This is a genomic window from Bacillus sp. FSL K6-2865 (assembly GCF_040311405.1).
GTDB classification, from domain to species: Bacteria; Bacillota; Bacilli; order Bacillales; family Bacillaceae; genus Bacillus; species Bacillus velezensis.
Genome location: NZ_CP152036.1, coordinates 1,975,826 through 1,995,553 on the forward strand (window position 1 = coordinate 1,975,826; position 19,728 = coordinate 1,995,553).

At 39.9% G+C, this 19,728-nt stretch carries 18 protein-coding genes and 2 pseudogenes; 15 read left to right on the forward strand and 5 right to left on the reverse strand.

Features of this window, described 5'->3' with window-relative positions; all coding sequences use genetic code 11:
* Positions 1-132: 132 nt before the first annotated feature.
* Positions 133-1,287, reverse strand: a complete 1,155-nt coding sequence (locus NYE42_RS09795) for a xylose repressor (RefSeq protein WP_342497461.1) — start codon at positions 1,285-1,287, stop codon at positions 133-135.
* 263 nt (positions 1,288-1,550) lie between these two features.
* On the opposite strand from NYE42_RS09795, the gene xylA reads away from it, so the two are divergent.
* From xylA to NYE42_RS09815, 4 genes are all read left to right on the forward strand, one after another.
* Positions 1,551-2,888: a xylose isomerase gene (gene xylA / locus NYE42_RS09800; RefSeq protein WP_021493439.1), complete on the forward strand. Its 1,338-nt coding sequence runs from the start codon at positions 1,551-1,553 to the stop codon at positions 2,886-2,888.
* Positions 2,889-3,019: 131 nt separating this feature from the next.
* Positions 3,020-4,519, forward strand: coding sequence for a xylulokinase (xylB, locus tag NYE42_RS09805; protein WP_352426980.1), 1,500 nt, complete (start codon positions 3,020-3,022; stop codon positions 4,517-4,519).
* 174 nt (positions 4,520-4,693) lie between these two features.
* The gene (gene ppsA / locus NYE42_RS09810; RefSeq protein ID WP_352426981.1) at positions 4,694-7,291 is read left to right on the forward strand and encodes a phosphoenolpyruvate synthase; all 2,598 of its coding nucleotides are present in this window, start codon (positions 4,694-4,696) and stop codon (positions 7,289-7,291) included.
* A 276-nt stretch (positions 7,292-7,567) separates the two neighbouring features.
* Positions 7,568-8,044, forward strand: coding sequence for a hypothetical protein (locus NYE42_RS09815; protein ID WP_352426982.1), 477 nt, complete (start codon positions 7,568-7,570; stop codon positions 8,042-8,044).
* Here NYE42_RS09815 and NYE42_RS09820 read toward each other — a convergent pair.
* Both NYE42_RS09820 and NYE42_RS09825 read right to left on the reverse strand, forming a co-directional pair.
* Entirely contained in the window at positions 8,016-8,114 is a 99-nt protein-coding gene (locus tag NYE42_RS09820; RefSeq protein ID WP_072589120.1) for a YjcZ family sporulation protein, read from the reverse strand. The genes NYE42_RS09815 and NYE42_RS09820 overlap by 29 nt on opposite strands.
* Before the next feature lie 502 nt (positions 8,115-8,616).
* On the reverse strand, positions 8,617-9,039 hold the full coding sequence (locus NYE42_RS09825; RefSeq protein WP_136803537.1) for a hypothetical protein: 423 nt from the start codon (positions 9,037-9,039) through the stop codon (positions 8,617-8,619).
* Between the two features lie 480 nt (positions 9,040-9,519).
* Between NYE42_RS09825 and NYE42_RS09830 the strand changes: the two genes are divergently transcribed.
* On the forward strand, positions 9,520-9,705 hold the full coding sequence (locus NYE42_RS09830; RefSeq protein ID WP_061890627.1) for a hypothetical protein: 186 nt from the start codon (positions 9,520-9,522) through the stop codon (positions 9,703-9,705).
* A 346-nt stretch (positions 9,706-10,051) separates the two neighbouring features.
* Entirely contained in the window at positions 10,052-10,513 is a 462-nt protein-coding gene (locus NYE42_RS09835) for a DinB family protein (protein ID WP_236655738.1), read from the forward strand.
* A 150-nt stretch (positions 10,514-10,663) separates the two neighbouring features.
* Here the strand turns inward: NYE42_RS09835 and adhP are convergent, their stop codons facing one another.
* Complete coding sequence (gene adhP, locus NYE42_RS09840) at positions 10,664-11,680, reverse strand: alcohol dehydrogenase AdhP (RefSeq protein ID WP_327943176.1); 1,017 nt, start codon at positions 11,678-11,680, stop codon at positions 10,664-10,666.
* A gap of 1,204 nt (positions 11,681-12,884) precedes the next feature.
* Here adhP and NYE42_RS09845 point away from each other — a divergent pair.
* From NYE42_RS09845 to NYE42_RS09875, 7 genes and pseudogenes are all read left to right on the forward strand, one after another.
* The gene (locus NYE42_RS09845; protein WP_041482442.1) at positions 12,885-13,088 is read left to right on the forward strand and encodes a hypothetical protein; all 204 of its coding nucleotides are present in this window, start codon (positions 12,885-12,887) and stop codon (positions 13,086-13,088) included.
* A gap of 20 nt (positions 13,089-13,108) precedes the next feature.
* A pseudogene (locus tag NYE42_RS09850) lies at positions 13,109-13,324 on the forward strand (hypothetical protein); the annotation flags it as partial.
* A 183-nt stretch (positions 13,325-13,507) separates the two neighbouring features.
* Complete coding sequence (locus NYE42_RS09855) at positions 13,508-13,924, forward strand: UPF0715 family protein (RefSeq protein ID WP_352426983.1); 417 nt, start codon at positions 13,508-13,510, stop codon at positions 13,922-13,924.
* 35 nt (positions 13,925-13,959) lie between these two features.
* A complete protein-coding gene (locus NYE42_RS09860) occupies positions 13,960-14,721 on the forward strand; it encodes an N-acetyltransferase (RefSeq protein ID WP_061860577.1) in 762 nt (253 codons plus the stop codon).
* 217 nt (positions 14,722-14,938) lie between these two features.
* Positions 14,939-15,481: a GNAT family N-acetyltransferase gene (locus NYE42_RS09865; RefSeq protein ID WP_335390053.1), complete on the forward strand. Its 543-nt coding sequence runs from the start codon at positions 14,939-14,941 to the stop codon at positions 15,479-15,481.
* Between the two features lie 273 nt (positions 15,482-15,754).
* Positions 15,755-15,994: pseudogene (locus tag NYE42_RS09870) on the forward strand (hypothetical protein).
* Between the two features lie 595 nt (positions 15,995-16,589).
* Entirely contained in the window at positions 16,590-17,069 is a 480-nt protein-coding gene (locus tag NYE42_RS09875) for a DUF4944 domain-containing protein (protein WP_095352117.1), read from the forward strand.
* A gap of 46 nt (positions 17,070-17,115) precedes the next feature.
* Here NYE42_RS09875 and NYE42_RS09880 read toward each other — a convergent pair whose 3' ends face one another.
* The gene (locus NYE42_RS09880; RefSeq protein ID WP_095352116.1) at positions 17,116-17,343 is read right to left on the reverse strand and encodes a hypothetical protein; all 228 of its coding nucleotides are present in this window, start codon (positions 17,341-17,343) and stop codon (positions 17,116-17,118) included.
* A gap of 284 nt (positions 17,344-17,627) precedes the next feature.
* On the opposite strand from NYE42_RS09880, the gene NYE42_RS09885 reads away from it, so the two are divergent.
* Both NYE42_RS09885 and NYE42_RS09890 read left to right on the forward strand, forming a co-directional pair.
* Positions 17,628-18,248, forward strand: coding sequence for a DUF3885 domain-containing protein (locus NYE42_RS09885; protein ID WP_160223078.1), 621 nt, complete (start codon positions 17,628-17,630; stop codon positions 18,246-18,248).
* A gap of 224 nt (positions 18,249-18,472) precedes the next feature.
* Positions 18,473-19,546 (forward strand): LLM class flavin-dependent oxidoreductase, encoded by a 1,074-nt coding sequence (locus NYE42_RS09890; protein ID WP_168984969.1) that lies wholly within the window; start codon positions 18,473-18,475, stop codon positions 19,544-19,546.
* Positions 19,547-19,728 lie beyond the last annotated feature (182 nt).

Below are 19,728 nucleotides of genomic sequence, written 5' to 3' on the forward strand. Positions count from 1 at the left end.
AAAAGGAGATTTCTATTTTAGAACTCCTTTTTCATATTAGAAGGTGCCTATGTCAGTATTGATTCAGAAATACGCCTAGAATAAAAAAACCCATCTTTAAAGATGAGCGTAAAACATAGAAGTATGTACATTTCAGTTATGAACCATGTCGAGAAAATGATCAATCACAATAGAGGACATTCCTAGAGCAGGGGCAGTTTTTCCTAAGATAGATGGTAATAATTCATAGCTATTGTCTAGTTGGGAATAAACCCTGGATGACACTTCACTTTTAATTGAATGTAAAACCATAGGATGCGATTCAATGATGCTGTTTCTTAAAATGATGGCTTGCGGATTAAATGTATTTAAAATATTGGTCAGGCCTATTCCTAAATAGAAACCAAAATTCTGTAATGCCTGTAAAGTTCCAACATCATTCAGATGGGCGAGGTCTATGATATCTTGGCTGGACACTTTTTTCTCTTTCGTCTGAAGAGATGTTACTAAAGCTTTCTCTGAAGCATACAATTCCCAGCATCCTCGGTTTCCGCAGCTGCATTTAGGACCCTTAAAGTCTATTGTCATATGTCCCATTTCTCCAGAGAATCCGCCAACCCCTCTATATAAATGATTGTTGATCATAACACCGATCCCTATTCCTGTACCGATACTTGCATAAATAATGTTATCGTGATTTTTTGCCGCACCAAATACTTTTTCTCCATATGCGCCGGCATTTGCCTCATTTTCAATAAAAACGGGCACATTGAACTTCTTTTGGATGAAAGATTTTAAGTCAATATCTCTCCAGTTGGCGTTCGGAGCGAAAACAATTTTTTGATTTTTGTCAATCAGCCCGGGCGCGCATATCCCTATACCAATAAGACCGTATGGAGATTGCGGCATAATTGCAATAAAGTGATGAATCATCTCAATTAAAATATCTTTAGTGATTTCTGGAGAATTGCATTCCAAATGATGGTGTTGATCAAGGACGATCGTCCCTTCAAGATCTGTTAAAATGCCATTAACATAATCCACGCCAACATCTATTCCTACGGAGTATCCTGCTTTTTTATTAAAAACAAGCATGACGGGTCTTCTGCCGCCGCTTGATTGTCCCTGACCTATTTCAAATACGAGGTTTTCTTTCATTAATGTGTTTACCTGTGAGGAAACAGTTGATTTATTTAATCCGGTCATTTCAGATAATTTTGCTCTTGAAATAGGTGAATTTTTAAGTATTTCGTTTAGTAATAACTTTTGGTTAACTTTTTTGACAAAGGCTTGATCAGCGATATCCACTTCATCCACTCCATTTGTATAATCTTTAAATTAAGTTGAACGTTCTGTGTTATCGTGCGAAACGCAGTACATAGCGAATCCAACCTTTATTATATCTAATGTGTTCGTAAAAAACTAAAAAAAATATTGAAAATACTGATGAGGTTATATAAGATGAAAATAAGTTAGTTTGTTTAGGCAACAAACTAATGTGCAACATGACATAAAAGCATTTGTATTTGAATGATCATGTTTAGAATTTATTTTTAAGGGGGAAATCACACATGGCTCACTCTCATTCCGGTTCGGTCAACTATTTTGAAAGCGCAAACAAAGTGATTTACGAAGGGAAAGAATCCACGAATCCTTTAGCATTTAAATACTATAATTCTCAAGAAGTAATTGGCGGAAAAACGATGAAAGAGCATTTGCGATTTTCTATTGCCTATTGGCATACATTTACCGCTGACGGCACAGACATTTTTGGCGCAGCTACGATGCAGAGACCGTGGGATCACTATAAAGGCATGGATCTGGCGAGAGCGAGGGTAGATGCAGCGTTTGAGCTGTTTGAAAAATTGGATGCGCCATTTTTTGCTTTTCATGACCGGGATATCGCACCGGAAGGAAGTACGTTAAAAGAGACAAATCAAAATCTGGATATAATCGTGGACATGATAAAAGACTACATGAGAACCAGCGGCGTTAAGCTATTATGGAATACTGCAAATATGTTTACGAATCCCCGTTTCGTCCATGGTGCGGCGACTTCTTGTAACGCAGATGTATTTGCGTATGCCGCAGCCCAAGTAAAAAAAGGATTAGAAACAGCAAAAGAGCTTGGCGCCGAGAACTATGTATTTTGGGGCGGACGTGAAGGGTACGAAACTTTGTTAAATACCGATTTAAAATTTGAGCTTGATAATATGGCCAGATTTATGCATATGGCAGTGGATTATGCGAAGGAAATCGGGTATACAGGGCAGTTTTTGATTGAACCAAAACCAAAAGAGCCGACTACCCATCAATATGATACGGACGCAGCAACAACCATTGCCTTTTTAAAGCAATATGGCTTAGACAATCATTTTAAATTAAATCTCGAAGCCAATCATGCCACATTAGCCGGGCATACATTCGAACATGAATTACGCATGGCGAGAGTGCATGGCCTTCTTGGCTCTGTTGACGCGAATCAGGGTGATCCGCTTTTAGGCTGGGACACAGATGAATTCCCGACAGATTTATATTCTGCGACATTAGCAATGTACGAAATTCTGCAAAATGGCGGTCTTGGAAGCGGCGGATTAAACTTTGACGCAAAGGTCAGGAGATCTTCTTTTGAGCCTGATGATTTACTATATGCCCATGTTGCAGGGATGGATACATTTGCAAGAGGGTTGAAAGCCGCCCACAAATTAATCGAAGATCGTGTGTTTGAAGATGTGATTCAACACCGTTACCGCAGCTTTACTGAAGGGATTGGGCTTGAAATTGCAGAAGGAAGAGCTGATTTTAAGACACTTGAGCAATATGCGCTGAACAATCAGCCAATTAAAAACGAATCAGGGAGACAGGAGCGGTTAAAAGCGATATTAAATCAATACATTTTACAGGTATAATGAAAAAAGAAGCTCCAGATCCCGCTGTAAAAAGATGCAGGCAGCCAAGTTCCCGGAATTGCCCGTCATGAAGTTACTGTTATGGCGGGTCAATTCAATGGGGATCTATTTAGAGAGGAAGGAGTGAAAAAATGAAGTATGTCATTGGAATAGATCTTGGTACGAGTGCCGTTAAAACCATTTTAGTCAATCAAAACGGCAAGGTTTGTGCAGAAACGTCCAAAAGTTACCCGCTCATCCAAGAGAAGGCGGGATATAGTGAGCAAAATCCTGAAGACTGGGTGCAGCAAACAATTGAAGCATTGGCTGAATTGATTTCGATATCCAACGTTCAAGCCGGGGATATTGACGGGATTAGCTATTCAGGACAAATGCATGGGTTAGTACTGCTTGACCAAGATCGGCGAGTGCTGCGTCATGCGATTCTTTGGAATGATACCAGAACGACGCCTCAATGTAGCAGGATTACCGAGACATTTGGCGATCGTCTGCTTGATATCACAAAAAACCGTGTCCTTGAAGGGTTTACATTACCTAAAATGTTATGGGTGAAGGAACATGAGCCTGAACTTTTTCACAAAACCGCTGTTTTTTTGCTTCCGAAAGACTATGTGAGATTCCGCATGACTGGCGCCATTCACACTGAATACTCCGACGCAGCGGGAACGTTACTTTTACATATGACCCGCAAAGAGTGGAGCGATGAGATTTGCAATCAATTTGATATTTCAGCGGAAATTTGTCCTCCGCTTGTTGAATCCCATGACTGTGTAGGATCGCTGCTTCCGAGCGTTGCGGCGGAGACTGGGCTGTTGGAAAAAACAAAAGTGTACGCCGGGGGAGCAGACAATGCTTGCGGTGCTGTCGGAGCCGGTATTCTTTCTTCCGGAAAAACATTATGCAGTATCGGGACGTCAGGAGTCATACTTTCCTGTGAAGAAGACAAAGAAAGGGACTTTAAAGGGAAAGTGCACTTTTTTAATCATGGAAAGAAGGATTCTTTTTATACGATGGGAGTCACGCTCGCTGCTGGATACAGCTTAGACTGGTTCAAAAGAACGTTTGCGCCGAACGAATCGTTTGAACAATTATTGGATGGGGTGGAAGCTATTCCGATAGGAGCAAATGGACTGCTGTACACTCCTTACTTAGTCGGTGAAAGAACGCCGCATGCTGATTCATCTATTCGGGGAAGCTTGATCGGAATGGACGGAGCCCATAAAAGAGAGCACTTTTTGAGGGCGATAATGGAAGGCATCACATTCTCTTTATATGAATCAATTGAGCTATTCCGCGAAGCGGGAAAATCAGTTGATACGGTTGTCTCTATTGGCGGGGGAGCTAAAAATGAAACGTGGCTTCAAATGCAGGCTGATATTTTCAATACGAGGGTGGTTAAGTTAGAGAATGAACAAGGTCCCGCCATGGGGGCTGCGATGTTAGCTGCCTTCGGAAGCGGGTGGTTTGACTCTCTTGAAGAATGTGCAGAGCAGTTCATTCATGAAGCAGCTGCATTTTATCCAAAAGAACAAAATGTTCAAAAATATAAAACACTATTCGAGTTGTATAAGAACATTTACGTTCACACAAAAGATCTCAATACAGCTTTAAAGAGCTTTAGACAAAAATGAAGAAAGAACCTCGCCAAATTGGCCAGGTTCTTTTTATATTGCACAAAAACAGACACGGTGATATAATCAGAACACGCGCGCTTTCTTTATGAAAAGTCATAGATATCCATCTTATATTATGATTATATCATGCTGAAAAGCTCTTGTCAAATTTTTTTGAAGGGGAGATATAGAATGAGTTCTTTGGTTCTCGGCATTCACGAAATTGAAAAAACACAGCCTTTGCTCGTTGGAGGAAAAGGGTTACATTTAGGGGAATTATCAAAAATTCAAGGAATACAAGTACCGGAAGGATTTTGTGTCACAACCGCAGGATATCAAAAAGCCATTGAACAAAACGAAACGTTACAAGCGCTGTTGGTTCAACTGACCATGCTGAAAGCGGAGAATCGGGATCAAATTGGCGAAGTCAGCAAAAAAATCCGGCAAACCATTATGGAAGCAGAAATTCCTTCAGATGTAGTCAAAGCAGTTGCTTGCCATCTCTCCCGGTTCGGCGAAGAACATGCCTATGCCGTACGTTCCAGTGCGACAGCTGAGGATTTGCCGCATGCCTCTTTTGCCGGTCAACAAGACACCTATTTAAATATTACCGGCGTCGATGCGATCTTGCAGCATATCAGTAAATGTTGGGCGTCCCTATTTACGGATCGCGCGGTCATTTACCGTATGCAAAATGGGTTTGATCACAGCCAAGTTTATTTATCCGTTATCATCCAAAGGATGGTGTTCCCACAGGCTTCGGGAATTTTATTTACCGCTGATCCGATGACCGGAAACCGAAAGCTGCTATCCATCGATGCCGGTTTTGGACTTGGTGAAGCACTGGTCTCCGGCTTAGTCTCTGCCGATTGTTATAAAGTACAGGACGGGCAAATCGTCGATAAGAGAATAGAAACTAAAAAATTGGCAATCTATGGACGAAAAGAAGGCGGAACAGAAACACAGGAGATCGCTCTTGATCAGCAAAAGATTCAAACACTGACTGATGAACAAATTTTACAGCTGGCACGTATCGGGAGACAGATCGAAGCTCATTTCGGCCAGCCGCAAGATATCGAATGGTGTTTGGACCGCGATACTTTTTATATTGTCCAAAGCCGGCCGATCACAACGTTATACCCCGTTCCTGAAGCGAACGATCAAGAAAATCACGTCTATATCTCTGTTGGTCATCAGCAAATGATGACGGATCCCATAAAACCCCTTGGATTGTCTTTTTTTCTGTTGACGACTGCTGCACCCATGCGTAAAGCCGGCGGAAGGCTATTCGTTGATGTCACACATCAACTGGCATCCCCTAATGTCAGAGAAGTTTTCTTAAAAGGCATGGGGCAGCACGACCCGCTCTTAAAAGACGCACTTATGACCATAATAGAGCGAGATGATTTCATTAAGCCGATACCTGATAAAACGGCACCGATTCCCGGCAAAGGCAATGCAGATATGCCGGAACAAGCTGAAAACGATCCGGCAATTGTTTCTGATTTGATTAAGAGCAGTCAAGCATCGATAGAAGAGTTAAAACAAAACATCCAGACGAAATCAGGATCTGATTTATTCCGTTTTATTTTGGAAGATATCAAGGAATTAAAGAAGATTCTATTTAACCCAAAAAGTTCGGTGTTGATTCGAACTGCAATGGATGCTTCATCATGGATTAACGAAAAAATGAACGAGTGGTTAGGTGAAAAAAACGCAGCAGATACGCTTTCTCAATCTGTACCCCATAATATTACTTCAGAAATGGGGCTTGCGTTATTGGACGTCGCCGATGTGATCCGCCCTTATCCAAAAGTAATTGCCTATTTAGAGAATGTAAAAGATGATCACTTTTTCGATGGGCTTGTGAAGTTTGAAGGCGGGCGGGAAACCCGTGACGCTATCTATGCTTATCTCAACAAGTACGGAATGCGATGTGTCGGAGAAATTGATATGACAAGAACTCGATGGAGCGAAAAACCAACTGCACTTGTCCCTATGATTCTTAATAATCTCAAAAACTTTGAGCCAAATGCCAGCCAGCGGAAATTTGAGCAAGGGCGGCAGGAGGCGTTGAAGAAAGAACAAGAGTTATTAGACCGATTGAAGCAATTACCGGATGGTGAACAAAAAGCCAAAGAAACCAAGCGAATGATCCGCATCATCCGGAACTTCAGCGGATTCAGAGAATATCCAAAATACGGCATGATCAGCCGCTACTTCGTTTATAAGCAGGCTTTACTGAAAGAAGCCGAACAACTCGCAGAAGCGGGCGTTATTCATGAAAAAGAAGACATATACTATCTCACTTTTGAAGAACTTCAGGAAGTCGTACGCACACATAAATTGGATTACCAAATCATCAGCACACGAAAAGGCGAGTATAAAGTATATGAAAAACTATCTCCGCCGCGTGTTATCACATCTGACGGTGAAATCGTTACAGGCGAGTACAAACGAGAAAATCTCCCGGCCGGAGCGATTGCAGGGCTGCCCGTTTCCTCGGGGGTCATAGAGGGTCGGGCACGGGTTATTTTAAACATGGAAGATGCCGATTTGGAAGATGGGGATATATTAGTTACCTCCTATACTGATCCCAGCTGGACACCATTGTTTGTATCCATAAAAGGCCTGGTCACTGAAGTTGGCGGACTGATGACCCACGGAGCGGTTATCGCGCGTGAATACGGCTTACCTGCAGTTGTCGGAGTTGAAAATGCAACCCAATTGATAAAAGATGGGCAGCGAATACGCGTTCATGGAACAGAAGGCTCTATTGAAATATTATAATAGCGGGGGTGTGCAGCACGTCACCAGATATTTCCCGCATTTTACTAAGAAAAGCCGGAACCTCTTAGAGGAGGAATCCGGTTTTTTTTTATGTGAAAATGACTCAATGTGTGAACACCGCATTTTGCGGGTGAGCCCTTCAGTGACTAAATCTTTTTATAAAGGTGAGTAATATCCTTTTTAAGTTCACAACATCTGTAATCCAATGAATTAAAAACGACTTAGTAACAATTATTTAGGGGCTATGTTCATGAACAAGTCTTTATTCAAAACAAAATGACCTATTGGGTTAATGGCGTTAAAGATGAAGATAAGTCTGGTGTCTTTGAAAGAGAAAAGTCTGCAGAAGATACAACGGGGCCATCATCAAACATGATGAGCGGTTGGACTGGATATGTATCAGATTGTTTAGGCGATAAGAATATTAGCCAATGGGTAATCACTGGTTTAGCTATTTTATATGGAACTGCTTGCGAATTGTTGATTTTCGGAATCGTTTTTAAAGAATGGATCACAACGCCTTTTGGATTGTTCGCCTCATTCTTCATAGAGGCAATATTGGCGCAGGCAGGGGTGGAAACTCTCCCGCTTACCAGAGTAAAAATAAAAAATGTTTATCTCAGATTGGTTTTTTTAAAAAGTAAAAACGCCATAAAACTTCTTATGGCGTCTGTCCGAACTAAGGGATGCAATGTTTGGGAGACGAATATAAATCGTCAATGTGCTAGAAAAGGAATGCAGCACCTACAATGATTAACAAAATGAACAGCACAACAATCAATACGAAAGAGTTTCCGCCATAATTTCCACCGTAGTTCCCCATATTATTGCCACCTCCTGTTGTTAGGATAGTACATAATATGCCGGACGATAAAATTCGACATAGATTTAAGTCTAAATAAGAAAAAATGGATGTTATGTCTAAAATGAAGAGCTTCTAAAAATGGGAGGTTAACTGAAAGAGAGAAATGGATGGGACGGTTTGCTGTTTAAAGAGGAGGGATATGACTAAACATGCAATAAAACTGTGTATGAAAGTGGTGAGCATGAAGTTACTTCATCATGCAAAGTCACATACGAAGAGGTACAGGGAAATTATAGTTAACGAAAATATTCATCATTTCCCGGGCAAGCGCAGTATACGACAAATCAAAACAAATCACAAAGGGACGGAAGGTACGATACAAGGAGGCTGCTTGCGGGTTTGTGGTGCAGATAAAGTTTCCGTTTCAAAAAGGTCGTATGTTTATTCGAAACTTTACGTTTATTCCTGCAGAATGCTTGTAAAAGAAAGTCGGCAAAACTGCCGACTTTCCTAACGGAATTTAGATCTCAACAGATCTAAAGAAACCATCGACACTATCACCAGTGCCGCTATCATATTTCAGGATGTATTCTCCTTTTTGGTTAACGCTGAATTCCTGAATGAACGTTTTCCCCGCATTTAATGTCGTAGAGGATAAGAGTGTATTCCCATTAGGATAATTAATGGTGAATTTGAAAGATTTGCTGCCGTCATTCGCAACAAAAACTCTGATTTTTCCTGGAGAGCTGCCTTGATAGTTGAATGAAACCTTACCGGTACCGCCAGAAAAAGGCTGACACGCAATATACGGAGCGTCACATGACCAACCAGCAGGTTTCATGATTTTATCTTGATTTGGCAAAGGTTTTGCAGAAACATCTGCAGTCCCCAGTAGTGGAATTAACCCAAAAGCAAGAGCGCCGGCAATAATTTTCTTTTTCATTCGTATTCCTCCTCTTAATAGTGAATGTGATACAGCTATAAATTTACAATATTTATAAAATAATTCCTTCTTTTTCAAGTTGAGAGAAGGAGAAAAAATTTAAAGAGGACAAATAAATGTCACAAATTAACAATCCGTACACTGCAGTAAACTGGTCAAAGCATGAAGATGATTTCACTCTAATGATTTACAATCAATATGAAACGCAGAGATTGCATTGAACGGCGGTCTCCTCACTGGAAGTATCTGGAGTTAAAACAGGCGATCGTTAACCCTGCGCGGGGACATCAGCGTATCCAGTTCAGAATAAGGAAGAAGCTGCTTGATTAAGTGAGGTATATCATTTAGGCAACGATGACCGGGGCGGCTGCGGATCAACTGAAACGAAGTATATTCCCAGGCAAGAAGTATTTCTTTAACCTGAAACTTTTATAAAGCATTAACGTATTACTTTATAAAGGTAAATAAGGAGGCTTCTGAATGGGATTAAAAAATTTCTTTAATAATGAGTTAAAATGCTCTATCTGCGGAAAAACATTAAAATCAGGGGATGAGATAACAGCTTATCTTACACTTCCGAGTGAGAAGAAGATGCCTGTGGGGAGAATGGATAAAGTGTTAAGCAAACACTCTGATAAGGTCTGCTGTAAAAAGTGCAGTGAGTAGGTTTTTAGTGTTATGAGGAACCTCTGGCGGGTTTCCTCATAACAAATATCAACCAATTAAATTAGAAAAAAGCGAAATTGTGATGATTAAAGTAGATAAAGAACTGAGGGATACCAAAGGGATCATTTTTCGTTTACTTTGCTTTTTTGAAGGTTTGTTTAGCTCGTGGATCACTGCACCCCATAAAAGCATGGATGCTAAAATGATAAGACTCATATGTAACAACACTCCTTTGTTTCTATAAATTTTACCATATATATCACAAGGATGTCGATTGAACGAACATCTCTATAAAAAGAAGATGTTTATCTAAAATTGTTGAGAGATTCAGTGAACTATTATGTAGATTAAATTAGAGAAGTTCGAAAAAGGCCTCAAATTACTCAGTGAAGATGAATATGAAGAGGTTCACAGTTCATATCCTACAATTGCTCAAACGTTCAGTCACATCTGCGCGGTGGATGTTATGTGGCTGCAAGTACTTAAAGGAATAGACATGCAGGAAGCATTGGAAGGTTCTATGGCTTATGCAGAAAGGGCTCATTTATATTCTGCAGATGAATTTGCGGCGTCTTATGATGAACTGGCTTCACAGTTTGAAGAATGGATGAATAGCCAAACAGATGTAGAACAAACAATGAACTTACATAATCCTTGGTTAGGTTACAGAGAAACTGCTTACTCAGAAATTTTATTCCATGTTGCCAATCACGGAACTTATCATCGGGGCAGCATAACAACTATGTTAAGACAGCAGGGCTACGCTTCGGCAATGAATGACCTTGTATTATATTGGTATCAGGATTAGTTCAGAGAGTACTTGCAAAATGCATAACCGCCGAATGATCTGTAGAGCTTCTTTTCTGAACTAAATGACAAAGTCTCATTCAGTCTGGGTGGGGCGCCGAGCAAGAATCGAGATCAAAGGCTGCCGTATCATTCCCGGCAGCCTTAATGATTAGGAAGTAAAATCGATAACCATGCGGCCGGTCACTTTACCTTGCTCCATTTCTTCAAAAATATCATTCACATCTTCGATCGGGCGTTTTGTCACTTTAGGTACAACTTTACCGTCTGCAGCAAATTGAAAAGCTTCCTTCAGGTCTTCTCTGGTACCTACTAATGAACCTACTACCTGAATTCCATCTAACACGAGACGGGGAATATCTAAATCCATTTTGTCCACCGGTAAACCGACAGCGACTACGCGGGCTCCTGCTTTTACAACATCAATCGCTTGATTGAAAGGGGTTTTAGAGACAGCCGTGATGACCACAGCATCAAGCCCTAAATCGTTAGTCACTTCTTTTGCTTTAGCGACGGGGTCTTCGTTTAAACTGTTTACAACCGCATCAGCGCCTAAGCTCTTAACAAAATTCAATTTTTCATCGCTAATGTCGAAAGCAATCACTTTAGCGTTAAAGACATTTTTTGCATATTGAACAGCCAAGTTGCCTAAACCGCCGACTCCAAATACACCGATCCATTGACCTGGCTTAATTTCACTGACTTTAACCGCTTTATAAGTTGTTACACCTGCACAAGTAATGCTGCTTGCTGCTGCAGGGTCTAAATTTTCCGGCACCTTTATTGCATAATCAACCGCTACGATTGCTTCTTCAGCCATTGCGCCGTCAACTGTATAGCCGGCATTTTTTACATCGCGGCACAAGGTTTCACGGCCAGTTAAGCAATATTCACAGCAGCCGCAGCTTTCAAACATCCAGGCAATAGAGACGCGGTCGCCCTTTTTCAGACTTGCTACACCTTCACCAATCTCAGTTACAATGCCTATTCCCTCATGACCTAAAGTGACGCCAGTAACATCCCCGAAATCAGCATTTTTAACATGTAAGTCAGTATGACATACACCACAGTATTCCATCTTAACTTTGGCTTCACCATGTCGCAAAGGACGTAATTCTTTTTGTACGATCGCTATACTTTTGTCTTTCGTTGCTACTACTGCTTTCACGTCATACACCCCTTTTTATCATTGGCAGAAAATTGTTACTTATCTTACAATTTAGCACACTGCTCTCCTTTTGAAAACCCTTACATTTTTTGCGGACAAGTGTCTCTGCAAAAATTGAGGGAGCTATGCAGGGAGGATTCTATGGATATCATGTGTCATCTCCAAATGCACAGAATTTACATATATACATAAATAGATGCGTTTTCAAAGGAGGCTTTTTTTGAGCGATAAAAAGCTGACGGAAGATAAGTTTGACAATCACCGGCTCACTAAGTTTTTGCCCTTTATCAGCCCTAACCCTGTTACATCATGTAATCCGGTTCAAAGATACCTTAAAATCGATAAAACCTCGTTCATAAGTCCGTTTTCCAGCGTGAAAGGAGACGTGAGTTTAAGTAGCGCCAAATGCTGCTATTCGTGCGATTGGTTCAAATACAAATCTTCAAGAGGGAGTCATTTTACATGATTTGTTAAAACAATTTGTTTCAGTCAAAGATAAGGCATATTCTATTTATATCGGAAACAATGTAATTGTCGGACATGATGATCTCATTCATGGCCCTTGTCATCTTGGAAATCACACGTTCATCGGACGAAAAGCAAAATGTGAATATCCTGAATTAAATTGATGCATGAGAATTGGCGCTCCACGATGCAAGGCCAGATAAGTTTTGGGAAGAGTCAGATTTCGCTCAGGGAATCACAAAGGGAAGAGATAAAAGCTGTTCATCGGATATTTTTGGGGGAGCTGCAAGAAGGGTCGAAGGTGAGCAGGGCGGCGGATTAAACCTGACCTTCCTGCAAATTTATTCCAGCAGGACTGACAGGAGGATACAATCATAAAAATAAAATGATAAAGCTTCGCGAATGAGCCTAAAAGCGGCTCTTTTATAATTCACCTTTAACGCTTTAATGTAAAAACGCAGCACTCATGGTTCTGCTGGATAAGACAACTTTTCTTATACAATTAGCATATTGCAGTTACTTATTTTTACATAACTGTTGGAAATGGTCTTTCCATCTGAGATAATAAAATTCATCTTGATTGATACATGGGGGAGTAAGGATGGGCTGTTTTTATCAAGCGGCACGCAAACCATTTTACAAACAAATTCCTCAAGCGGTTTTTATAACCGAAGAAATTAGTGCTTTGGATAAACGCTGTAAGAAGAACTCTCTGTTTAAATAAACGAGGTGAAAATCAATGGATGGAATAGAATTTTTAGAATCTGTGTCGCGACTCGGACAACTCATTTTGGTGTTTTCCAGCTACGCCGTTTATTGGAAATTAGGGAAAACAAAAAGGGAACGAAGACTTACAAAATTCGAAGCTTTGCTTAGGTTCTTTGTAATGTTTGGTCTATGTGCATGGGGGCTGTCGTTTCTTGCTTTGAATTTGTGGTCGTAATCTTTCTGCCGATATTTGAGCTTAAACTGCAGAGAATTACACTGGCAGGATATGATTTTACCCTTAGTGAAAAGAATTTCACGGGTAATCATTTGAACTTGAGCCCGGCTGATAAGGTGAATGGTGATGCAAACAGAAATCATTACTTATTGATCACAAAAGGAGCCGGCTGCGGAGATGTGTGGATTAAAGGCTTTTACGGATTCGAACACGATGAGCCGGATGCAGATTGGTGAGCGATACACAGTCAAGGTATTTCCTTGACCTTTTTTAATGGCAATTAAAATTTCTGGATATTAAGATAGTGAATTGATGATCTGTCAAAAAAACATAGATCTTTTAAAGTGATGGATATATACTGATTTTAAACAATAGGAAAAGTATGAGAAATGTATTCTTATAAAAAGCAGGTGAAATATATGGGAGCGGCGACTTGGAGAAAAAGGCAAAGCTATACCTACACATTGGTTTTTTCAAGTTTGTCGTATGGTTTGATCTTCGGACTATATATGTTTGTATACTCGGGTTTTGTGCCATTTGCATTGGTTACTGTAGTTATCATTGCTTTTTATGCATTTATTACTTACTTTTTGTTTGCTGTTCCTGTTCAACTATGGCTAAGAAAGAAGCCTAAAAAGTTTAGTTTGGTTCATCTTTTCATTTATACAGCAGTCGCTTTTTTAGCTGTGTTCTTGTTCTGGCACATAGATAATCCGTCAATTGATTTCACAGTTTTCAGAAGTTTCATTTATTACATAATGAGCATTGTTGCTGCGTTCATATATTGGTTCTGGGACTCTAAATTTCTGAGAAATTACAATGTTCACTGCAAGTAAAGCTGATGTTTCCAAAAGAAAGCGGGTGAGGAAAAATGGAGTACATTGAGTTGACTAGGGACAATATTGATGACAATCATATTTGCTGTGCATTAGGTACGAAACAATATGAGGATGCGGTAAATGAAAAGAAGAGCTGGCTCAAAGATCGGATGATTGATGGCTTTGTGTTCTATCGCCTAAACGAACGGGCAAAAGTTTTTATTGAATATTTACCTGCAGAAGAAGCGTGGGTTCCGATAAGAGCACCTCATTTTATGTTTATTAATTGTCTTTGGGTCTCAGGTAAATATAAGAATAACGGACATGCGAAACACTTGTTAGAAAAATGTGTGTCAGATGCAAAATCCCGCGGTATGGATGGGATAGTTCATATAGTGGGGAAGAAAAAGCTCCCTTATTTAAGTGATAAGCATTTCTTTGAACATATGGGATTTGCTGTGCAAGATGAAGCAGAACCCTATTTTCAGTTGATGTCACTGACGTGGAATGAACATGCACATCCTCCTGTATTTAAAAAACAGGTGAAAAGTAATTTCGTTAATGATGAGGGAATCACAATATTTTATACAGCCCAATGCCCATTTGCAGTCGGATTGTTAAAGGATTTAAAGGAACTGACTGAAAAGAAAGGACTTCATTTTCAGGCCCGGCGAATAACGTCAAAAGATATGGCGCAAAAATCCCCGGCAGTTTGGACGACTTTCAGCGTGTTTTATAATGGGACATTTCTCACTCATGAGATGATGAGCGTGAATAAGTTTGAAAAAAAACTCAATAAGCTTGTAATGGCTTAACTTTGTTTTATTACTATTCCTCGTTTCTATATTCGATACTGAGGGTTTTTCACGAAAATTGTTCAGTACTTTACATCGCGGGCGGCAAATGAATGATTATTGTTTTTGACAAAGATGATAACGTCCATCATTATAGTAAAAATAGATTGAGATAAGTTCTTCAACAAACGAAGAAGTTCTTTTCAAAGATCGATAACAATGAAACAGGAGACTGCAAATGCAAAAAATTGAAACCCTTCGCTTAATTTTAAGAAATTTTACCGAGAGAGATGCGCAAGGTCTGTTGGAATATTCGGCACATCCGAGAGTGAATTGCTTTCTTGATGACAGAATATCTACGTTAGAAGAAGCTGCAGCAAACGTTCAAAAAAGAAGCCGAGATGACTCTTATATTGCAGTTTGTTTAAAAGACAGTAATGATCTAGTCGGAGAACTATTTTATTTAAAAGAAGAGCCAGATACCTATTCCGTTTGTTGGAATTTCAATGCCCGTTTTGAAGGGAAGGGATACGCAAGTGAAAGTGCGAAGGCTTTCCTTGAGTATCTCTTTATGCTAAAAGAAGCAAGAAGGCTTTATGCATATGTTGAAGATGATAACTGCAGGTCACAAAAATTATGTGAAAGATTAGGAATGCGTAAAGAAGGTTATTTTCTTGAATTTATTTCATTTACAGCACACGAGGATGGAACACCTAAATATGAAAACACCTACCAATACGCATTGCTAAAGAAAGAATGGTTAAAACAAAAACATAGTTAATAGAATTTGTGGGGAAATAATTTCCCCTTTGTCGAAAAAACCTTGCTGAAAGCAGGTTTTTTTGTATTTAAGTAAAATACTTCATTAGGTTACCGATCATACCAATGGATTATGGAATTGAAAAAAGTACTTAGATTAGTAACGATCAAAAAGATTAAGCTTGAAGGCTGGGAAAATCATGAAATTCATTATAGCAACGTTGTAAAATTGGAGAGAGGATGAATGTGATGGACATTTTGCAGTTTAACGACAGAAGGAGCGGGAAGTAATCGAATCAGCAATGATGCGCTCGAGAATGGAAAAGTGGTTGATAATCAAAATGTTAAAAGCTGTTCAGAATGAAATCACCAGTTTGATTATTGGAAATCCAGAATAACTGGTGGACGAGCTGTAACTGAAACCGATAATCAAGTGCTGGATATCATCAAACAAGCATACAATCTTGGAATGGTTGCGAAAGATAATATGCTTTTGAGAAATCAAGCAATTAACGCTTATAAAACATCTATTTAATTTTAAATCGGCGTTTCAGGTGAACTTTATATGATTTCTTTTTTCGTAAACATATTTAAAAACGAAATAAGAATTAAAATATGCAGACAAAGCGGCGAAGCATATCGCATAAAAGGTGTTATCAGATGTATGACCGTTCCTAAAAATAAAACTTATGAAGAAAGGAACTCTAACGTGAAATCAAATTTAGTTTCGTTTCTATTAGCATTGTCAGGATTTATATTCAGTATTTATATGCAGTCAATGGCTTACTGGAGCAATGACTCTATGCTGTGGTATTGGGTCGGTGCGGTTTTGTCGTATCTATTTGCTGCAGGATCAATGGTTACTCTGATTCTTCACAAAAACAAAGACTCAATTCTAACAATAAAGTTGTCTCATTTTAATGATTGTAACCGTTATGCTTATTTTAGTCACAACTTTTTGGACGACTTTTATCATTATTGCATGGCAGTCTGGGATGTGAAGCTAAGGGGAATATGATCTTCTTAGTATTTTTTTTATTCCTGGAATTAGAATCCCTTTTTATTATTCTTTCAAATTAAATGTAACAATTTTAATATTCATACGTTCTAAATGATAAAGGCGGGATGTCATGAAAAAACATAAAGTCATTAAAACATTGCTGGGTATTATCACTGTTCTCATAATAGCAGCCGGATTTGCACTGTTTTCTTTAATTTCAGGAGAAAAAGTTAAATATATCGGCTATAGCCAAAGCAAGACGTGGGAAGCGTCAATCGAAAAATCAGGCAAGACCTCTATCGGCCCTAACTATTTCTTGAATTTGTATTACAGAGGTAATAAAGTGAATGAAAAGAACACGGTGATTAAGAGATTAACATTATTTGTTGACGGCCGGAAATATGGTGAAGATAAAGACTATCATCTTTCAGAATACACCGGAGAGAAATTAGAAGGCGGCGGAACGGGAGAAGACCATATTCAGACGTTTGAATATATGCCGGAACATGAAGTAATCGGTCATGAAATCACTGTTGAAGCAGCATGGAAAACCGATCATGAGTCCTATTCAGAAAAATTCAATCTGAAAAGAACGCATTGGTATGACTGAAAGAATAAAAAGAGGGCGGTATAACCCTCTTTTTGACGCAGAGCCTTTATTTTTGTCTGTTTTTCCTCGATGTGCTGAAGTCGATAAAAGAGGCATTGGAGCCGATAAAATTACTTACTAAGACATACATAAAGAAACCATTAACAGCTCCCTGCCGGCATCCGTAAAAAAGAATGGATAATGAGATAAGCAATACAGCCGTAAGCAAGTCTGCAGCCAGACCTATTTTACGGTGAGACTGAAAATATGCTCTTAATCTTCTGATGTTGTTCAAAGCGGACACCTCTTGATGCTCATGTATAAGAAAATAATACCATTGAAATATATGTAATATCAATGAATAGGGTTGGAACGGAGGGGTTCAAAGTTGGGGCGATCTTGTGTAAAAGAAAGGATCAGGATGAATGTGACCAGCATCCACCCTGATCAATGGGGTTCACAGTGTTCTATTTCATTGTATTCCAATCGGAATAATATTACAAGGGTGAAAAAGAAATAAGCGGAATGTTTTCGGCTTCTTCTGCTTCTGGAGCGGGAAAAGGAAAGTGAGATGTTTGAATGAAAATAAATGATTATCTGAAGGAAAGGTTTCCGACTTTAAAATTAGTGCCCGGCATTTATCATCAATGGGACGTGGGAATTCATTTTTCTCTCGGCGGCAATATGTATCAATTTAATGAAAGCGGTGCTTTGAATCTTGAGTATTTTCAGCTTGTCCATCATCAAACCGCAGCACTTTTCAATGAGCTGTTTGAACATAGCGATGACTTGTTTCTTGTTGCCAACGTGTATAAGCACAAAACTCAAGGTAATCACGCGAGAAAATTAAAGGTTTATCAGCCGTTTCTGAAGTGTAAGGATGATTTATATCGGATTCAAGTGAAGACCTGTCCATGCCCGGTCGAAGAAGAATATGAAATGCAGCAGTTTTCTCTATTATGTAAACGGAAAGATCTGCGTATCCCCAAATTACTTAAGGCAGCCGTCCACGAAGATTTTCCGCTGAAGCCAAGGTTCGGGGGCTGTTCCGTTGGGTATCCCGATGTTTTCTTTGTGAATATGACAAAAGATATTATTTTCTTTGTGTATGATGACAGAGGGTGTGAAGTCATTGCTCTTGATGCCGGAAGAATACGAAAGCTTTATGATCAATATCACGATTGGATTGAATTGGACTGAAAATGAACACATGAATTCGAATCCGCTTGTGCCGGCTTTGTTCTTGCCTAGTCCGGCTGCATGAGTATAATGGCAGAATTGAAGGGTGCCTGAAACTTTTTTTTCTCTCATACCGACCTTCTGCATGTTAAGCTTCTGTATTTATTTTGAACGAATTCCTATTTGTAAAACGGCTGAATAGAATAACATAAAAGCTTTTTTACACAGTGCAGGAGGAGAGAAATGTGAGGGCTGAACACCGTGATTGTATGGAAATTGGAATTTATTCATTTGCAGAATTATATCCCGATCCTCTGACAGGGAAAACAGTCAGCGCAAAGCAGCGGATAGATGAATTGATGAAGCTGGCGAAACTGGCTGACGATGCAGGGCTTGATGTATTCGGTGTAGGCGAGCATCATCGTCTTGATTATGCGGTATCTTCGCCGCCGGCCATCTTATCAGCGATTTCACAGATCACTGAAAATATTAACCTGACCAGTGCCACGACTGTATTATCCACCGCAGATCCCGTCCGTTTATTTGAGGATTTTGCAACGCTTGATCTGATTTCAGACGGCCGGGCGGAAATCATTGCGGGACGGGGCGCATTTTTAGACTCGTTTCCTCTTTTCGGTTATGACGTAGGCCATTATAAAGAACTGTTTGAAGAACACATTGACCTTTTTTTAAAATTAAATTCCGGGGAAGAATCGGTTACCTGGAAAGGACGTTACCGGCCGCCGCTGCGCGAGGCAGAAATTTCTCCTCGGCCTTTTCGCGGAAGCATTCCGCTATGGTTAGGTGTTTCGGGGACTCCGGAAAGCGCAGAACGGGCCGGGCGTGCAGGTGCGGGGTTGGCATTAGCTGTACTGAGCGGTGATCCGATGTCATCTAAGCCGCTTGTTGACAAATACCGGGAAGCGGCTTCTAAAGCCGGTCATCCTCCGGAAAATGTGAAGGTTGCCGTAACCGGACATATGTTCATTTCAAAAACGAATGAACAGGCAATACAAGAATTTTATCCGTATCATTCAAATTACTGGTCTCACGTTCATTCATATCACGGAATCGATGAGCCTTTAACGAAGGAAGATTTTGAGCGGGCGTCCGGAAAAGAAACAGCTTTATTTGTGGGAAGCTCACAGCAGATCATTGAAAAAATCATGCATCAATACGAGTTATTCGGACATCAGCGATTTCTCGCGCAAATCGATATAGGAGGTATGCCGTTTAAAAAAGCCGCGGAAAACATCGAACGATTAGCAGCGGAAGTAGCACCGGTTATCCGAAAAGAAACCGGCAAATCCAGCGAATGAAGTTCTGAGCAAAAGGGGCGGGCCGGTCAATCGCGGATTCGACAACAGAATCGGCCCGGCTTTTTCTTTATGATTATAAAAAACAAAGGGAAAAGCGCCAACCTCATTGCTTTTTCCTATCAAGAAAAGGAAGGTCATTTCAACCTCTATCGTGAAGTGTATACACCGAAAGGTTTTTACTA